The sequence below is a fragment of the Cellvibrio zantedeschiae genome, assembly GCF_014652535.1.
GTDB classification, from domain to species: domain Bacteria; phylum Pseudomonadota; class Gammaproteobacteria; order Pseudomonadales; family Cellvibrionaceae; genus Cellvibrio; species Cellvibrio zantedeschiae.
Genome location: NZ_BMYZ01000003.1, coordinates 523,125 through 538,789 on the forward strand (window position 1 = coordinate 523,125; position 15,665 = coordinate 538,789).

The following is a 15,665-nucleotide window of genomic DNA, read 5'->3' on the forward strand; positions in this document are numbered from 1 at the left end:
GGGCTCATATCTTTTTATAAAGTCATAGGCACTATATGCCAGCCAAAACGACGAATACAAGAATTAGTTGCGCGTTTTCTTTAGCGCAAGTTCGATAGCTCCCGGGCGCGTCTTCATTCGTGAATTTACTCGTCTCTACACTTGTCCAGCACTCAAAAGCTAAACCCGACTGTGGCCTTATAGCCCAATCTTTTCCGGGCGTTCCGATTCTTCGACTCAGCATGCCTTCACTTTTGGTAACACATTTATCTTTCACTCTAAAATTGTAATCGTTTACATAAAAATTTTTTCACTTCTGTTTTTTGGCGGGAAATCTTCGTTTATATGTGAAATCACCCTGGCTTTTGGTTCTGGAGAGAGGATTCTCCAGTTTGTGAGAGTAGATAAACCGCATGACGCGGCGAATCAGTCATAATGTAACCGTTTACCTTTCAATTATCCGATGAATGTAACCGTTTTCTGTCGGTTTGTTAAACAAGTCTCGAGAGTTGTTTTTAGCGATTTTCAATTTATCTCAATAAGTGATTATATTTAGGATTGATGTTATTTATATAAAGTATTTTCTGTGATTTTTTATTTAAAAATATCTATTAATTGAGTTTTTATCCTATGCATAGGCGACTTTATTGCTGCATTTTCAGTCGATTGACAAGGCTTTCAGGGCTCAGTTATTACTGTCATCAGTCTGTAGTCAAAGGGACCATTTCACATTATTTGTCAGACAAGTGATGTGAGAACCCGGGCGCAGAAGAACATAATAAAATATGGGGAGTAGCAAAATGAGTCGTACAAATCTGACCTTTCAGAAAAAATTAATGCCGTTGATGATTTCGCTGGTTGCCGCAGGCGGCGCCGAGTTGGCCTTTGCGCAAACTGACGCTGTCGAGGAAGTTGTGGTATCGGGTTACCGCGAGAGTTTGGCGAAAGCGCTGGATATCAAACGCAAAGACACCACCCAGGTTGATGCCATTGTGGCGGAAGACATAGGTAAGTTCCCTGATATGAACCTGGCAGAATCGCTGCAGCGTGTGTCGGGTGTATCCATTGACCGCAGCGGCGGTGAAGGCCGCCAAATTTCTGTGCGCGGCCTGGGTTCAGATTTCACCCGCGTTCGCTTGAACGGAATGGAAGCTCTTTCCACCGCTGGCCAAGGCTCGAGCGGGCCGAACCGTACCCGCGGTTTCGATTTCCAAACCTTCGCCTCAGAACTCTTCAGCGAAGTAAAAGTAAGCAAAACCCAAAATGCGGCTATGGACGAAGGTTCATTGGGCTCTACCGTGGATTTACGTGCGGGTCGCCCCTTTGATTACAAAGGCTTTGCTGCGACTGCGAGCGTGCAAGGCACATACAATGAATTAACTGAAAAGTCGAATCCCAGAATTTCTGCCTTGATCACTGACCAAAACGAAGATGGCACTTTTGGTGGTTTATTGTCCGCGTCTTACAGCCAACGCAATATTGTTGAACAAGGCTTTAACCCGATTCGTTTCGACTGGGGCAACGGCTCCGGTACTGCTGGCCAAGCCAACACTGGCGGGACGGTGACGTCCACTGCTAACCCCAACGCCATGTACGGCTTCTGTACGCCGGTGGGCTATACCGGCGTGCAAGTTCCGCGTAATCCGCTTGCCGCTGAATTAGGCAGTGCGACTAACCTCGCCCGCAACAACGGTTACGGCACCTTTGGTATTGATGCCAACAATTGTGCGACTGGTGTTCCGCGCCCGGCCAACACGGCGGCAAATATCGCCGCTTATGAAACGGCAACGAATTCGTGGATGCCCCGTTACCCTGGCTGGCGCAGCACCACCCACGATTTGGAACGTGTTGGCGTGACCGGATCACTACAGTTCAGGCCAACCGATGCGACACTTATTAATTTCGATTTGCTTTACTCCAAGTATCACAAGGATTCTCGCGAAGACACCCTCGGCGCTAACTTGCACCGTGCGGTTAACATCGGCGGCAGAGCCCAAATCGTGGTTAAGAAAGCTGAAGTTGATGACAAGCAACGTTTGATTTATGCGGAATTGGATAACGTCGATTTCCGTACCGAATCTGCCCAAATTGAAGAGCAAACCGAGTTTGCGCAATACAGCCTGAGCCTCGCACACGACTTTAATGACAGCTGGCATATAGATGCGAGCGTGGGTACCTCAAGCTCCAAGTTTGAAATGCCCAAGAACTCATTGGTGAGCTTTGATAACACCAACCTCGACGGCTTTGTTTGGGATGCACGCGATAGCATCAAGTCCCCAAAAATGACCTACCCCTTTGATTTGACCAGCACTGCTGACTGGAAATGGCTGGGTTATGGCTCGGTGCCGCTCAACACCAACGGCAACCCCAAAGGTGTGAATATCAGCGAGATTCGTATCAACCCGCAAGCGGTAGATAACAGCTTCGATACGGGCAAAATTGACCTGACCTACACACTGAACGACAGCGTAAAAATCAGCGGCGGCTTTGCTCACAAAGATTATTTGATGGAATCGCAAGAGTGGCGTCACATCAACTACGGCTTAGCGGCTTCTGCCCTCCCAAGCGGCACCACGGTTGCTGATGTTAGCCAAATGCTGGAAGGTTATGGCAAAGGTTTGAGCGGCGCACCTGAGTCTTGGTTGGTACCCAACTTTGACAAAGTTGCCGAGCTCATGGGCATTTATGGTAACAAAGACACTGGCGTTCCCGGTGGCAACTACGCATTGGCAGATGTTGGTCACTTTGGTGCTTCTGCGAACAACTACAGCGTGGAAGAAAAATCCACCAGTGCTTACTTGCAAGTCGATTTCACCGTGCCTGTGTTAGGCCGTGATTTGCGCGGTAACTTCGGTACCCGTTACACCAAAACCGATATTATCTCCAAAGGTTACACCCCATGTGCAGCAACCGCCGCGGTTCCTGCTACCGGGACAAGCCCGGCCATTCCTGCCAAGGTTGCGGGTGACAACAACTGCGCAGGCAGTGAAGAGTTTTACGGTGTTGCCAGCGCCAGCGCGACTCCCGGTGCACGTTTCTACGTACCGGTCGAAGCCACTAACGAATACGACGATTGGTTGCCATCGCTGAACCTCGCGTGGGATCTAACCGACGATGTGGTATTGCGTTTCGCTGCGGCTAAAACCATGGCGCGTCCAAACCTGAACACCTTGTCGCCCACCATCAGCGGCGTACCAACCGGTTATACCAATGACGATGCGCTCTATGGCATCAACGCGGGTAACCCAAAAGTTGAACCTTACCGCGCAGATACCTACGACCTGGGTGCTGAATGGTATTTCGACGAAGGTGCAATGGTCTCTGCGGCGGTCTTCTACAAAGACATCAAGAGCTACATCCAGCGCGTGCGTCAGGTGCAAACCTGGGATCAAACCGGCTGGCCAACGAACTTATTGCCCACCGGCTTTGATGGCAATGAAACCTTTAACATCCAAAGTTACTACAACACACCCGGCGGCCCGCTCAAGGGTTACGAGTTGAGCTTCCAACAGCCATTCAAGTTTTTACCCGGCATTTGGCAGCACTTTGGTATTCAGGCGAACTACACCCATGTGGAATCGCAAATTGATTATGTGCAGGCAAGTTCGGTGAACAGCACAACTCGTGAGGTCACCACTACTTACTCCAAAAACAATTTGGTGAACATGTCGCCCTCGTCCTACAACGCAACTTTTTACTATGACGATGGCAAATTCAGCGCGCGTATTTCGGCTGCCTTTAGAGATCGCTACCTGACCGCTATTTTGATTCCGGAAGCCGGTGTGTATTTGGCTTCCGCTGGGGGTGCGACTGTCTACACGGCTGACGTAACTGGTAAGCAAGCGACGACCAACGTGGACTTCAACATGTCGTACAACTTGAACGACCAAATCACCCTGACTTTCGCAGCGATCAACCTGACCGACCAGTTTGATGATGTGTACGGTGACTCCAGCGTAATGGCTACCAACAAATATACTCACACAGGTCGTGAATATACTTTGGGTGCACGTTATAAGTTCTAAGTGTTAAGTCATGCATGAGTTCAAATGCATGGAACCAAAAAGCCAGGTCGGATAATTCCGATCTGGCTTTTTGTTTGGGCGCTCGCAAATTTACCAATTGGATTTTGTGAGCTTCTACATGCCGACAGGAAACTCCCTTATTATATTCAGAACAGCTTCGCAATACCTAGACCGCTCATTAGTCAGGTGTAGTCAATTCGGCCACAATTCTGAAAAAGTAATCCTTAGAGTGTTTTTTTGTCAGCATTTGCTCAGATACAGTTTGTGATATTCGATTGAACTGGGGATGGTTGAAAAATTCATCTCCAAACTCCCAAAGCAATATTTCTTTAATGACAGCTTTAGGAGCTTTTTCTTCAAAGTTATCTTGCTCTTTTAATTTCTTTAATATTGTTTGTAGATTTTTTTTAAGCTTTTCTTTATCTCTTTCTTGGCTATTGTCAATTTTAAGTGATGCAGCAGCGCCAGCTTTCTTTTCGATAGTTGATTTATGAGTATTGGCGCCATCAGAACTTGTTACTGAAAGCGTTTTAAATATAGCCGTGATGCGTGTAGGGTCAATAATAGACATTAATTTTCATCATCAAATTTCGATTCTTTATAAGCATTTAGAAAAAGCGCATTGTAAGCTTCTTCTGATTTTGCTCCATTTTTAATAGCTAAGCTTGGCTCATTAGAGAGTAATTTTATCACTGTATGAATACTTCCCTGTAATGCAGGATTATCGCTTTGCATTTCCGCAGCTTGATTTAACAATCTCAGTCCTTCTGGTTCATCAGATTCTATCATTAACATGGCATTTGCAAAGGATTTTAAGGGCGAAACATTTAAGGAAGTGCTCAAAGATACCCACATAGTATTGCTATCATTTTTTCTACCGATTTGCAGATAAAGTAACCCCAACTGATAATAAGCCATTTCAATGTTAGGATCTAAACTAATGCATCGCTCCATCCCTTCAATGGCTCGGTTATATAAACCTAACTCTGCATGTACTGCAGCTAAAAGGAAAATGGCACGGGCATCATCCGGCGATAATGACAATGCTCTATGAAGATACTCCAGCGCAGAATGATGTTTATTATGTTGCGTTGCATGTATTGCTAAGTGTAAATATTCCTCAAAATCCAGCATGGTTTTATCCCTAATAAATTAATGAAGCTTTTCTTTTTTCGACAAATTACCTGATAATTCAAATAAACGTTTTTCAATTAATGATTTTGGGGTTGCCCCTATTTGCGCATTCGATTGATTAATCGACTTTTCAAACAAAGCTTGAGCCGCAACAGTATTATTATCATTGTTTAAAAGTATCATTTGAGCATAGATGGCCGCAAACCCTTGAGGATTTAATTTCTGAGCAATTTTGATGTGTTTCTCGGCTAAATGAGTTTGTTTCAAGTGCGCATAACTTGCAGCAAGACCGCCATGTGTTTCAGCAAAACGCTGGTCCAGCGCATAAGATTCTTTGAATACTTTTAATCCATTATCAAAATCACCAAGCATGATATTTGCCCACGCCAGCAAATGCCAACTTCCAATATGATTAGTCATAAAATGAACGGCATTTTGTGCAGATTCTTTACACAAATCAAATTGCAAATTATTAAAGTGGACTTGTGCGAGCGAGGCCCATGCTCGACCAACTTCAGGGTAATGTTGTGTTGCAGTGAATGCATCAGACTCTGCCTGCACATAATTACCACGTTCTAAATTTAGCGATATCCTTGCCAAAAGCGCTTCAATCAACAACGGATTATCTTGTAACGCTTTATCTGCTAAATCTAAGGCAACAGTATAATTGCTGTTACTTTCAAACATAATTAATGACAGCAATCCAGCAGCTTCAGCCTGAAATCCATGTATTTGTATTAACTCTTGCAAGTGTTGAATTGCCTCAACCAGATCATCATTATAATGAAGTAATCGTGCTTTAAGTATCATGTGTTCAATGGGTAAAGGATTCCCAACTTGAGGAATTGCACCGAGTAAATTCAGGGCTTTTTCAAAATCTTGCAAATGAAAATAACAATTCGCCATATTGTAAATAATAACGGAGTTTTCAAGTCCCTTACTTACTGCGCTAGACAGGTATGCTAATGCCTTTTTATAATCACCCAGTGCAAGAAATAAATATCCGGCATGCGCATCGAACACATCACTTTGCATCACGGTTTCATTTGTACGAGCTATAAGCTGAGAAGCAAAGTTCAATTCACCTATTTCTAACGCTAATGCAAGTGTATCCAAAAACAATTTTTCATTGTTCGCATCACGCGCAAGAAATTCTATATATCTTTCGAGTTTGTTTCGTTGTTCTACCAATACTGATGACAACTCGGCAACTTCTATACTTGGATTCATTAAGTAGTCCTACAACAAGAGTGCAGTTATTGAAAGTTTATTAGCGAAGTGAATACATAGTGATCGAATCGCAAGGGATTGATCAATTTCCTGTGATTAATATTTTTCATAAATAATGCGTAATTTTTTTAATGCTTCTGTATGCAATTGCGAGACACGTGAGGTTGATACATTTAAAGAAGTAGCAATATCTTTAAATTTCAAATAACTCATATAGTGCGCTTCAATGATAAATTTTGATGCTTTATCCAGTTTGGAAATGGCATCCATCAATTTCTCTTCCTGTGAGTGAGAGCTGTATATATCCATTGGGTTCGATGAAAACACAGGTGCTTGCGCTGCTGAAGAATCGAGCAATATTGAAAATGCTGCGTTGATTACAGAGTCAAGAAATGTGTCAAAATGCGGTGCGCTTTCATCTTCTAATGATTCAAATGGCTCAAAATTCATATCACTTTCATTTTGAGTATTTTTGGTAAATGTACTTTCTCTATATGCAATATTAAGAATGGCGCCCTTTAACCTAGAATATGCAAAACCTTCGAATGGGACCCCTACGCTTGGATCATACCGACTAATTGCTTCTAACAACGCAACTGATCCAATTTGAACACAATCACGCCATTCTGTTGTTCGACTAGAATATTTTGAGTACATGGATGTAGATATTTTTTTCATCCATGGCAAATAATAAAGAAATAAGCTATTCCTAGCCTCGATAGAAGTTGTCTCTAAATATAGCATCCACAATTCGCTAATCGAATCATTTGATCTATTACTTATACAATTATCTAACTGCATTATTAAGTGGCTACACTTGTGACCAATACCTGGGTGATCAATTCCCAACCATCAATAACCACAAAGAGCATGATTTTTAATGGAAGCGATATGGTTGTAGGAGGCACCATAATCATCCCTAACGATGTCAGTATTGCTGCAATTACAAGATCAATTAATAAAAACGGCAAAAATATGATAAATCCAATTTTGAATGCGAGCTTCAATTCACTGAGCATGAACGCTGGAACAAGATATTGAAACTCTACATCTTCCATTCTCTTAGGCGTTTCTTTCTTGGAGATTTTATAGAGAAACTGTATATCCTTTTCTTGGGCCTGGAGAAATATAAAGCTACGCATTGGCTGCCATGTTTTATTAACAGCATCTTCAATATTAATTTGTTTTTGTTGATATGGAACCACGCCTTCCATATAACATCTCTTAAAAATGGGTTGCATTGTGAAAAACATTACAATTAAAGACAATACAATTATGACGATATTAGGAGGACTTTGTTGCAACCCCAGAGCATGACGCACAAATGAAAAAACAATTAAATTGCGCGTAAAAGTGGTCATCGAAATGATAATGATTGGCAGCAAAGATAAAAGCGTCACTAACGCTAATATATTTAGCTCACCTGACATACCTTTCATTTCAAAGATGGAATTTATATCAGACATTTTTGTTTTCTGGCGTCAAAGTAGGAAGTTGATTAACGTCGTCAACAATCGATATTGCTATTGCATTAGCATTGGAAACAACCAAATACTTACGACCAGAAATTGATAATAAACTGGCAATACCTGCTTTAGGGATAACTTTTTGTTCAACGATTGCTATAGATTGATTAGTAATTTTAAGATGCTTATTCAGCCAGGGACGAAGAAAATATAGTAAACAGAAAGCACCTGCCAGAAGTGCTGTTAGACTGATCATTATTCTTACAAAATAATCCATAATTAAATTAGCTTCTTAATCAATCAATGATTTCAGAGATTTCAAAACCAAAATTATCATCAATAATCACCAGTGATCCTGATGCAACTATTTTTCCATCCATTTTTAATATCATGGGTGAATTTACCTCTTCAAGCATCTTTACCACACTGCCAGCTTTTAATTGAAGTAATTGATTCACTGTCATTTCAACAGAACCAACAACCACCTCAAGCGTTGTTTTAAGATGGCCATAAATTACTGGATCTATCTTTACCAGCGAATCACCCGTAACATTGCTTTTTTCAGAAAGTTCCGAAAGCTCCAAATCTTCAATCATAATTTTTTACTCTTTTAACGTAATAAACGCTTTATGTATATCTAGCTTCCCAAGTGCGACGCTGGCTATTTTTTTTGATCCAATACTTATAGAAAATTTATTTTCTACCGGACTTTGCAATTTAATAATAGTACCTACACCCGCATTTTTTAAATCCTCTACAGATACATTACCTCCTTGTAATGACACTGATAAACTTGCAATAGATGATGCTATGAAATGGTCGCGCTTAATCTTTTTATTAAGTGCTTTAAGCTGAACTTTTTTGGCCTGATGTGACCACATCCAATGAGGACAAAAGAAATTTAATGATCCAGCTTCCTCAAAAGAAACAGTGACTCTCATATATGTTTTTATATGCTTCGGAAAGCTCAATGAGGATAAATTGCTAATTTCATGCGACCCAAACAGCTCTGCAAATAAATCCGTGGTAGCAGCTTGCGTAAGTTTTTTAATGGCTGACCCATCAAGTGTATTAGCATTAGAGAAAATTATTTTTCTCCAATTCATATTTTTATCTTCAACTGTAAAAAAAAATCTACTATTTTTTTTACATATATTTATGCCAGTACAAGCATCAAAATCAATTTTCTCACAAGAAGTAATGGATACTCTTGGAATGATTTGTGAAAAACACCAATCACTCATCCAGTTCTTTACATTGTTAGTAAGATATAATTCCAAATCTGAAAGCGCATCTTGATTTAATAAAGCCAGAGGTAACATATTATTTAGATCGTGTGCTGTTGTATAATTGATCCAAAAGATCATTTGAGACGCTCATAATTCTTGAGCTTGCCTGATAACCTCTTTGAATGATTAGAATGTCTGCGAACTCTTGAGTAAGATCAACGTTAGACATTTCAATACTTTTACTTTGGATGCTGCCAAATAGAGCATTGCTGGGCTTACCGTATTTCAATCCTGTATTGTTATTAGCTTTCAGCATTCCGTTATGAGTGGCTGCAAGAGTTGAAGGATCATTAAACAATGCAATACCAACTTGCTGACCAGATTTAGTAGTGCCGTTTGTATATTTAAATTGAATTACACCATCTGTATCTACAGACAACGAACTCAAACCTAAAATTGCATGACCATCTTTACTCATCGCGCCAAGATTTGAAGTTCCACTTAACTGCGTGGCACCCGATAAAGAACCGGAGGCGCCAAAATTAAACGCTATCGTCTGGGATGAAGTGCCCAATACCAGTGTTTGGTTGATAGAATTAAAACCAGTCAGTGGCGTAGCGTCAGCACCAAACTGGGTAGTAAAAGTTCCTAAAACCGCATCTGATGCAGATTTAACAGTAACATTCCAGGTGTTAGTTGCTGGTGCAGCTGCTTTAGCAAAATCAAGCTTTAACTGAAACTTATCACCAACCGAGTTGTAGACTGTGACATTGGTAAGTGAGTAAGAAGTGTCGGTGGAACTTAAGTTTCCCAATAAATCGATCGCCGTAGTCGCTTCAGGAGACAACGTTTTACTAGTAGATATATCAATTTTTGAAAGCGCGCCGGCAGAATTAATAGCCATCACTTGCATTCCAGTAGCGCCATCAACAAGAACATTTTTTTCATTGAATTTGAATTGGCCCGCTCGGCTATAAAATATATCGCCACTATCATTTTTTAAAATAAATAAACCGTCACCATTAATGGCAAGGTCTGTAGCTACGCCGGTTTGTTTTAAATCACCAGCTTGATCCCGAGCAACTTTAACTCCTATTGTTGCTCCATCACCTTGCATATCACCACCTAAACCACGCATGAATAAATCATTTCCGCGAAACCCAGGTGTGTTCATATTTCCGATATTATTACTTACGTTATCCAGGCTTTTAGAAAAGTTTAGCATTCCACCTAAGCCGTTATAAAATGATTGCATGATTTTGTTCCTAATAAAATTTGAGTAGTTATCTAGCTAAACTTACTTGTGACAAACGAGCATCACGAATGATCCCGCCCGTACTTAATGTAATGGTGAGCATTGGACCGTCAGCAGTAAAATTAACTGCACTTACCGTTCCGGTTGATCTAATACCATCTTGATTTAATTCAACGAATTTGCTCAATAAAGACAACGATTGAGATGTTGAATTTAATAACACCAAATCACTAATACTTTCGCCGATTTTTCTTGATTGCTCTAAAGAAGAAAACTGTGCAATTTGTGCAAGAAACTCTCTGTTATCAACCGGCTCCATCGGATCTTGAAAATTTAATTGAGTTAAAAACAATTTAATAAAATCATCTTGATTAATGGTTTTGGTGCTAGTTTGTGCTTCAGTACTAGATAACACACTACCGATAGCGTCCATTTAAATCTCCTTACCGTTTAATATTATCGTGCTAAGTTTTTCCAGATGACTCACAAACAGCTTTTTAATATCACCACTATCTAGCTCTAAATTATTGCCATAATCTCTGATCAATAAAATTTTTTGTTCTTCACCAATAAGAGATATTTTATATTTTTCATATTGCATTAAGTGTTCAGCGCTAACTGCTTTTGTAGGATTCTCTACAAGATCAACATTCTCTAAATACTTGGTGGCTAACTCTTGAGTCGCCACTCCAAACTTAACGCCATTATTCGTGGAAATATAAGGTGTGAGCATTTTGAAATCGTTTATGTGTGCGTCGGTATTGTGAATTTTTTCTGAATTTAGAATTTTTGAAGTCAACATTTTATCAGGCAGGCGATCTATATAAGAAAGTTTGTAAGTAGCAAAAGCGCTCAACTCAACATCTAACTTTTTTTCCTTGCTTCCCACAGCTTGTTTAGCGCTATTTACGACGCCCTTTTTAACTAAAGGAAGTTCCTCTGCAAAGCATCCAGGGGCTGATAAATTATTTTTGCCCAGCGTAACAATAGTTCTTTTTGAAGCTTGCGCAGAAATTATTGTCGCCGATCCGCTTTGTTTTACAGACTCAGAAAACTTTCCAGAGTGTTTCACATCATCCGTTTTAGATGCTGACCCCAAAACCAAATTTATAAATTGCTGCTTGTTATGTGTAAAAATTTTATTTTTTAAAGAGCTGTGAAAATTTTTTGTATCTTTCGATGCATTTTCGTTGAACGGCTCAGGGTTATTATTCGGCTGACCGGCAATGAAAGATTGAGAATCAATATTATTCATAAAATTATTCTTGATTATGTTTAAATTCAATAAGTGTTGCTAATTCTTTGCTGCACTTTAATGATTTTTCACCAATGATTTTTTTTGCTTTAGTATTTTTTAAAATATTATCTAAAAGTAATGCTATTTCATTTTTTGTTTCAGCAACGGAAATCAACTCTTCGCGCTGTTTTTCAGCTATGTATGTCGAATATTGATCAATGGCCTTCTGATGAGAAGGGAATATATTAAAGGCTAGATAGGTATCTATATCCGATAGTTGCTGTATTATTACAGCCAACCTATGTTCGTGTGCTTTTTCACACTCTATAGCCAATGAATGATTATATGCGTCTTGTTCATATTCATATTTTTTTATTTTTGACAGGAGCGTCAACGCATTTTGCTTTTTAATAAGATTATTTATTTGCACTTTCAAACTCCTTCGCCTTTTTAATAATTTCTATTACCAATTTCCTTAGTTCTTTACGATCACATATAGTATATTCAGTTTGCTGCAAAAGTTGATCTATAGATTGCTTCATTTTTACAGCAAGATCGGTAACCTTGTTGTGTCCTTCTTTGTGCAAGCCTAAATCTATTAAATCTTTTGCTTCTTGATAATTACTTATCAGCGTTCTTAAAAAAGCTGCATCTGAAATTTCATCTTTATCGCTAATGAATTTAGCTAAACGGCTAATGCTATTTAAAATATCGATTGCAGGATATTGACCTCTGGCCGCAATCGCACGATCCAATATAATGTGACCATCAAGTACTGATCGCATATGATCAGAAATTGGTTCATTGAAGTCATCGCCCTCAACCAAAACGGTATAAACTGCGCTCAGCGAACCTTGTTCATAAATATTTCCAGCTCGCTCTACCAACGGAGGTAATAGTGACAGTGCCGATGGCGGGTATCCTCTAGCACCTAAAGGCTCACCAGCTGCCAAACCTATTTCCCGTTGTGCCATTGCGAACCTGGTAATTGAATCCATAATCAATAAAACATCTTGTCCCTCTGACCTAAACCATTCCGCGATAGCAGTCGCAGTGTATGCAGCTTGCCTTCTCAGCACCGCGGGCTCCGCAGCGGTAGCAACAACTAAAACCGTTTTACGTAAACCTTCATCGCCTAAGTTATCGCGAATGAAATCACCTACCTCTCTACCGCGTTCACCAATGAGAGCAATGACGATAACTTCTGCGACGCTAAATTTAGCGATCATGCCCAGAAGAGTACTTTTCCCAACACCGCTACCTGCAAATATTCCAACCCGTTGCCCTTTACCTATTGGGGTGAAAATATCTATCGCTTTAATTCCGGTTGATAACATTTCTGTTATGGGTTTACGGTTTAACGGATTTATCGAAGATCCATGAGATGAACGGCGTTGCGATACATCAATGTCCCCCTTATCGTCCAATGCATTACCCAAAGGATCTATAACTCTTCCCAACAATTTGTGACCAACAGGTACTGAGAAAAAATCACCCAATGGTTCTACAATACTTTCGAGACACAGGCCATCTATACCGTTGTATGGCATTAATAAAATTTTGTGCTCACGCAACCCAATAACTTCTGCAAAAATAGAATTTCCAGATGATGGTTGCACAATTTTAACCAGTTCTCCATGTTGAACTTTGCAGCCAGTTGCTTCAATTACCGGACCATTAATTGATAAAAGCGTACCAAATTGTTTAAAGACCACTGCTGAATCTATAGCCTTGGAGAGAAAGCTATAATTCATTTTTATTATCCAGCGCGATAGTAAATGCTTTACGTAAAGCGTCTAATCGATCTGATATTCCGACCTTGTAGAAAGATCCGCAATCCTCAAGTAATACCTGACCAGCCGATAAATTTTTATCAATATGCAAAAATGGCTTAATACTGCTATACGATGGTAAAGCTTCCAGTAATTTATGATCCGACGCCGAAACATTTAATGAAACCACACCTTCGGCAGTTATTTTTTCAATTAAAAGCTCTGCGATATCTTTTGCGATTGCTTGCTTTATTAGCTCCTTGCTAGAAATCTTAAATAATGACTCCATGACCAGTGATACAACTATTTCTTTTAAATCTGAAACCTCATTGACCAGCTTTGCACTCAATTCAGAACCAATGCCCGAAACCAAACCCTCCAAGGTTTCTGTAATAGCTTTTTGTTTATCGATTTCAGCGTTAGAGCGCATGAGTAATTTACTTCTTTCCTTTTCCAATTCACGCTCAAAATTAGTAACCATTATGGCTTTTTGTTTATTGATCTCTTCAGCAACAAGAGCTTTAATCTTATCCTCATCGGCGGAGATAAGCTTCGCGCTCACGTTGGCAAATTCACTGTCTCTAGGTAAATCTTCACCATCAAAGATACTTGATGGGGACAGTTCAAATAAACGAATTTTTCGCATTTAAAGATATAAACTCTATTAAGTTAGTTTTTAATTGTTCGAATGTATTCAAACAGTTTTTTCGGTATTTCATGATTATTTTTCATTGCATAATCAGAAACAAAAGCAAATTCTTTGGACTGATTATTTAAGACATTAGTCCCATGTATAAAGTCAGACGTAACCAAATTCAAACTATCTTTTAAGTATTTCAAAGAGCTTGATTTAATTCCGCGCTGCGCAAGCTCTTCCAGCAATTTCTCCAACACTTCTATTTTTTCTTGTGGCAAAGCTTTTAGTACATGAGCTTGATCTTTATTGCTCAGCAATGAAAATGAAAGCGCCAATTTCTTTTGCGTAGGGTTAAACATAATTCACTTCATCCACTCTTGTAGATCAGCAATTAGCTTTTCACGTTCGGCTGAAGATATTTCTCTTTGGTTATCTCGAGACTTGTTTAATGCTCGCATGAAAAAGGTTATGGCGGATATCAGCATCACCAATGAAACAACCAATGCAATAAGATTTGGTTTAGTGATGCTGGTATAGTCTTGATTACTATTATTCGCTACAGCGCTCTTAGCAACATCCGGATCTTCTTGAGACAAATCATTTGAAGTCACATGCTTAGAATTTCGGCTGGCAGCAATAATAGAAATTGTGTCGCCTCGAGCAGCATCCATACCGATGGAGTTGAATATCAAATCCTGTAGCGCATCTTTTTCAGATTTAGCTAGCTCGCCTTGAATTACCACTGCTGCAGATATTTTTTCGATACTGCCGACTGGATAAACAATTTCTGAACGTTCTTTTGAATACGCAAACTCTTCCTCTTTAAGATTTTGGTTTTGACCTGTACCTTGAGCTTCATCGACATCAGATTTTTTTTCTGATTGTCTCGATTTCAATAAGTATCCTTTTCCTGTGCGAGAATCAGGTACATAATTTTCCTCTACGGTGACTTTTTTCTTTTTATCAAACTTCACATCAACAGTAACGCTGTAAGCGGTATGATCAAAGTAGCTGGATAATAATTTTGAAATTGAATTGGTATATTTTTGTTCCAGGGTATTTGTTTCTGCACTATAGGTCTCATCTGAGTCACGAGTGAGAATTATGCCATCGTCCGATAAGATTACTATTGAACCAGCTGAAAGAGAGGGGATAGCAGCAGCAATGATTTGCTGGACGCCTCGAACCATTCCAGAATCAACTACCGTATTTTCTTTAAATGTTAATATGACAGAAGCTTTTGAATCTTCTTTTTTCTCTTCAAAGATTGATTGTTTTTTAATGGCTAAATGAACTCTTGCATCTTTAATGCCTTTTATTAACCGAATAGATCTAACAAGCTCTTCTTCCATTGCTCTTTGATAATTAATCCCTTGTACAAACTCTGAAAGTCCATACTCACTATTACTAAACATTTCCAAACCTACCCCATTTTTTTGCGGGATTCCTTTGGTCTCAAGCACCGCATGTGCTTTCAGCACGTCCTCACTTTTAATAAGAATTTTTTTTGAGGATTCATCATATTTGTAATCTATTGCAGCACTCGTCAAAGTATTAGTAACACTCGTTTTTTCCAAATCAGTTATTTCTACCGGAAAAAGCGATACCCAAGTTGGAGATATCATCCACCATACTATCGATAGAATTATCATTAATATGGCAACTACGCCAACAATTGTAACTTGTTTATTGTTCATATTG

General features: G+C 39.6%; 17 protein-coding genes. 1 reads left to right on the plus strand and 16 read right to left on the minus strand.

All coding sequences use genetic code 11. The features are described from left to right. Positions 1–779: 779 nt before the first annotated feature. A complete protein-coding gene (locus tag IE104_RS16390) occupies positions 780–4,004 on the plus strand; it encodes a TonB-dependent receptor (RefSeq protein WP_189420470.1) in 3,225 nt (1,074 codons plus the stop codon). A 178-nt stretch (positions 4,005–4,182) separates the two neighbouring features. Here IE104_RS16390 and IE104_RS16395 read toward each other — a convergent pair whose 3' ends face one another. The 16 genes from IE104_RS16395 to fliF form a co-directional block, all read right to left on the minus strand. Then, positions 4,183–4,575, minus strand: a complete 393-nt coding sequence (locus IE104_RS16395) for a hypothetical protein (protein ID WP_189420472.1) — start codon at positions 4,573–4,575, stop codon at positions 4,183–4,185. Then, on the minus strand, positions 4,575–5,138 hold the full coding sequence (locus IE104_RS16400) for a tetratricopeptide repeat protein (protein ID WP_189420473.1): 564 nt from the start codon (positions 5,136–5,138) through the stop codon (positions 4,575–4,577). Before IE104_RS16400 ends, IE104_RS16395 begins: the two co-directional genes overlap by 1 nt. A gap of 18 nt (positions 5,139–5,156) precedes the next feature. Further along, positions 5,157–6,368 (minus strand): tetratricopeptide repeat protein, encoded by a 1,212-nt coding sequence (locus IE104_RS16405; RefSeq protein ID WP_189420475.1) that lies wholly within the window; start codon positions 6,366–6,368, stop codon positions 5,157–5,159. Between the two features lie 96 nt (positions 6,369–6,464). Continuing rightward, complete coding sequence (locus tag IE104_RS16410) at positions 6,465–7,169, minus strand: sigma-70 family RNA polymerase sigma factor (RefSeq protein ID WP_189420477.1); 705 nt, start codon at positions 7,167–7,169, stop codon at positions 6,465–6,467. Between the two features lie 2 nt (positions 7,170–7,171). Further along, positions 7,172–7,834 (minus strand): flagellar type III secretion system pore protein FliP, encoded by a 663-nt coding sequence (fliP, locus tag IE104_RS16415; RefSeq protein WP_189420479.1) that lies wholly within the window; start codon positions 7,832–7,834, stop codon positions 7,172–7,174. Further along, positions 7,827–8,111 carry a hypothetical protein gene (locus tag IE104_RS16420; protein WP_189420481.1) on the minus strand — a complete coding sequence of 95 codons (285 nt, stop codon included), beginning with the start codon at positions 8,109–8,111 and terminating at the stop codon, positions 7,827–7,829. Before IE104_RS16420 ends, fliP begins: the two co-directional genes overlap by 8 nt. Positions 8,112–8,130: 19 nt before the next feature. Beyond that, the gene (locus tag IE104_RS16425) at positions 8,131–8,430 is read right to left on the minus strand and encodes a FliM/FliN family flagellar motor switch protein (RefSeq protein WP_189420483.1); all 300 of its coding nucleotides are present in this window, start codon (positions 8,428–8,430) and stop codon (positions 8,131–8,133) included. A 6-nt stretch (positions 8,431–8,436) separates the two neighbouring features. Then, the gene (locus IE104_RS16430) at positions 8,437–9,201 is read right to left on the minus strand and encodes a FliM/FliN family flagellar motor switch protein (RefSeq protein WP_189420484.1); all 765 of its coding nucleotides are present in this window, start codon (positions 9,199–9,201) and stop codon (positions 8,437–8,439) included. Further along, positions 9,158–10,318 carry a flagellar hook-basal body complex protein gene (locus IE104_RS16435; protein ID WP_189420486.1) on the minus strand — a complete coding sequence of 387 codons (1,161 nt, stop codon included), beginning with the start codon at positions 10,316–10,318 and terminating at the stop codon, positions 9,158–9,160. Before IE104_RS16435 ends, IE104_RS16430 begins: the two co-directional genes overlap by 44 nt. Positions 10,319–10,346: 28 nt before the next feature. Then, entirely contained in the window at positions 10,347–10,751 is a 405-nt protein-coding gene (locus IE104_RS16440) for a flagellar hook assembly protein FlgD (protein WP_229838031.1), read from the minus strand. Next, positions 10,752–11,573 carry a hypothetical protein gene (locus IE104_RS19060; RefSeq protein ID WP_229838033.1) on the minus strand — a complete coding sequence of 274 codons (822 nt, stop codon included), beginning with the start codon at positions 11,571–11,573 and terminating at the stop codon, positions 10,752–10,754. A 4-nt stretch (positions 11,574–11,577) separates the two neighbouring features. Further along, a complete protein-coding gene (locus IE104_RS16445; protein WP_189420488.1) occupies positions 11,578–11,985 on the minus strand; it encodes a hypothetical protein in 408 nt (135 codons plus the stop codon). Further along, positions 11,972–13,309, minus strand: coding sequence for a FliI/YscN family ATPase (locus IE104_RS16450; RefSeq protein WP_189420490.1), 1,338 nt, complete (start codon positions 13,307–13,309; stop codon positions 11,972–11,974). Before IE104_RS16450 ends, IE104_RS16445 begins: the two co-directional genes overlap by 14 nt. Continuing rightward, a complete protein-coding gene (locus tag IE104_RS16455; RefSeq protein WP_189420491.1) occupies positions 13,299–13,973 on the minus strand; it encodes a hypothetical protein in 675 nt (224 codons plus the stop codon). The genes IE104_RS16450 and IE104_RS16455 overlap by 11 nt, the downstream gene beginning before the upstream one ends. Positions 13,974–13,996: 23 nt before the next feature. Further along, positions 13,997–14,323, minus strand: a complete 327-nt coding sequence (locus tag IE104_RS16460) for a hypothetical protein (protein ID WP_189420493.1) — start codon at positions 14,321–14,323, stop codon at positions 13,997–13,999. 3 nt (positions 14,324–14,326) lie between these two features. Further along, on the minus strand, positions 14,327–15,661 hold the full coding sequence (fliF, locus tag IE104_RS16465) for a flagellar basal-body MS-ring/collar protein FliF (protein ID WP_189420495.1): 1,335 nt from the start codon (positions 15,659–15,661) through the stop codon (positions 14,327–14,329). Positions 15,662–15,665: the final 4 nt, after the last annotated feature.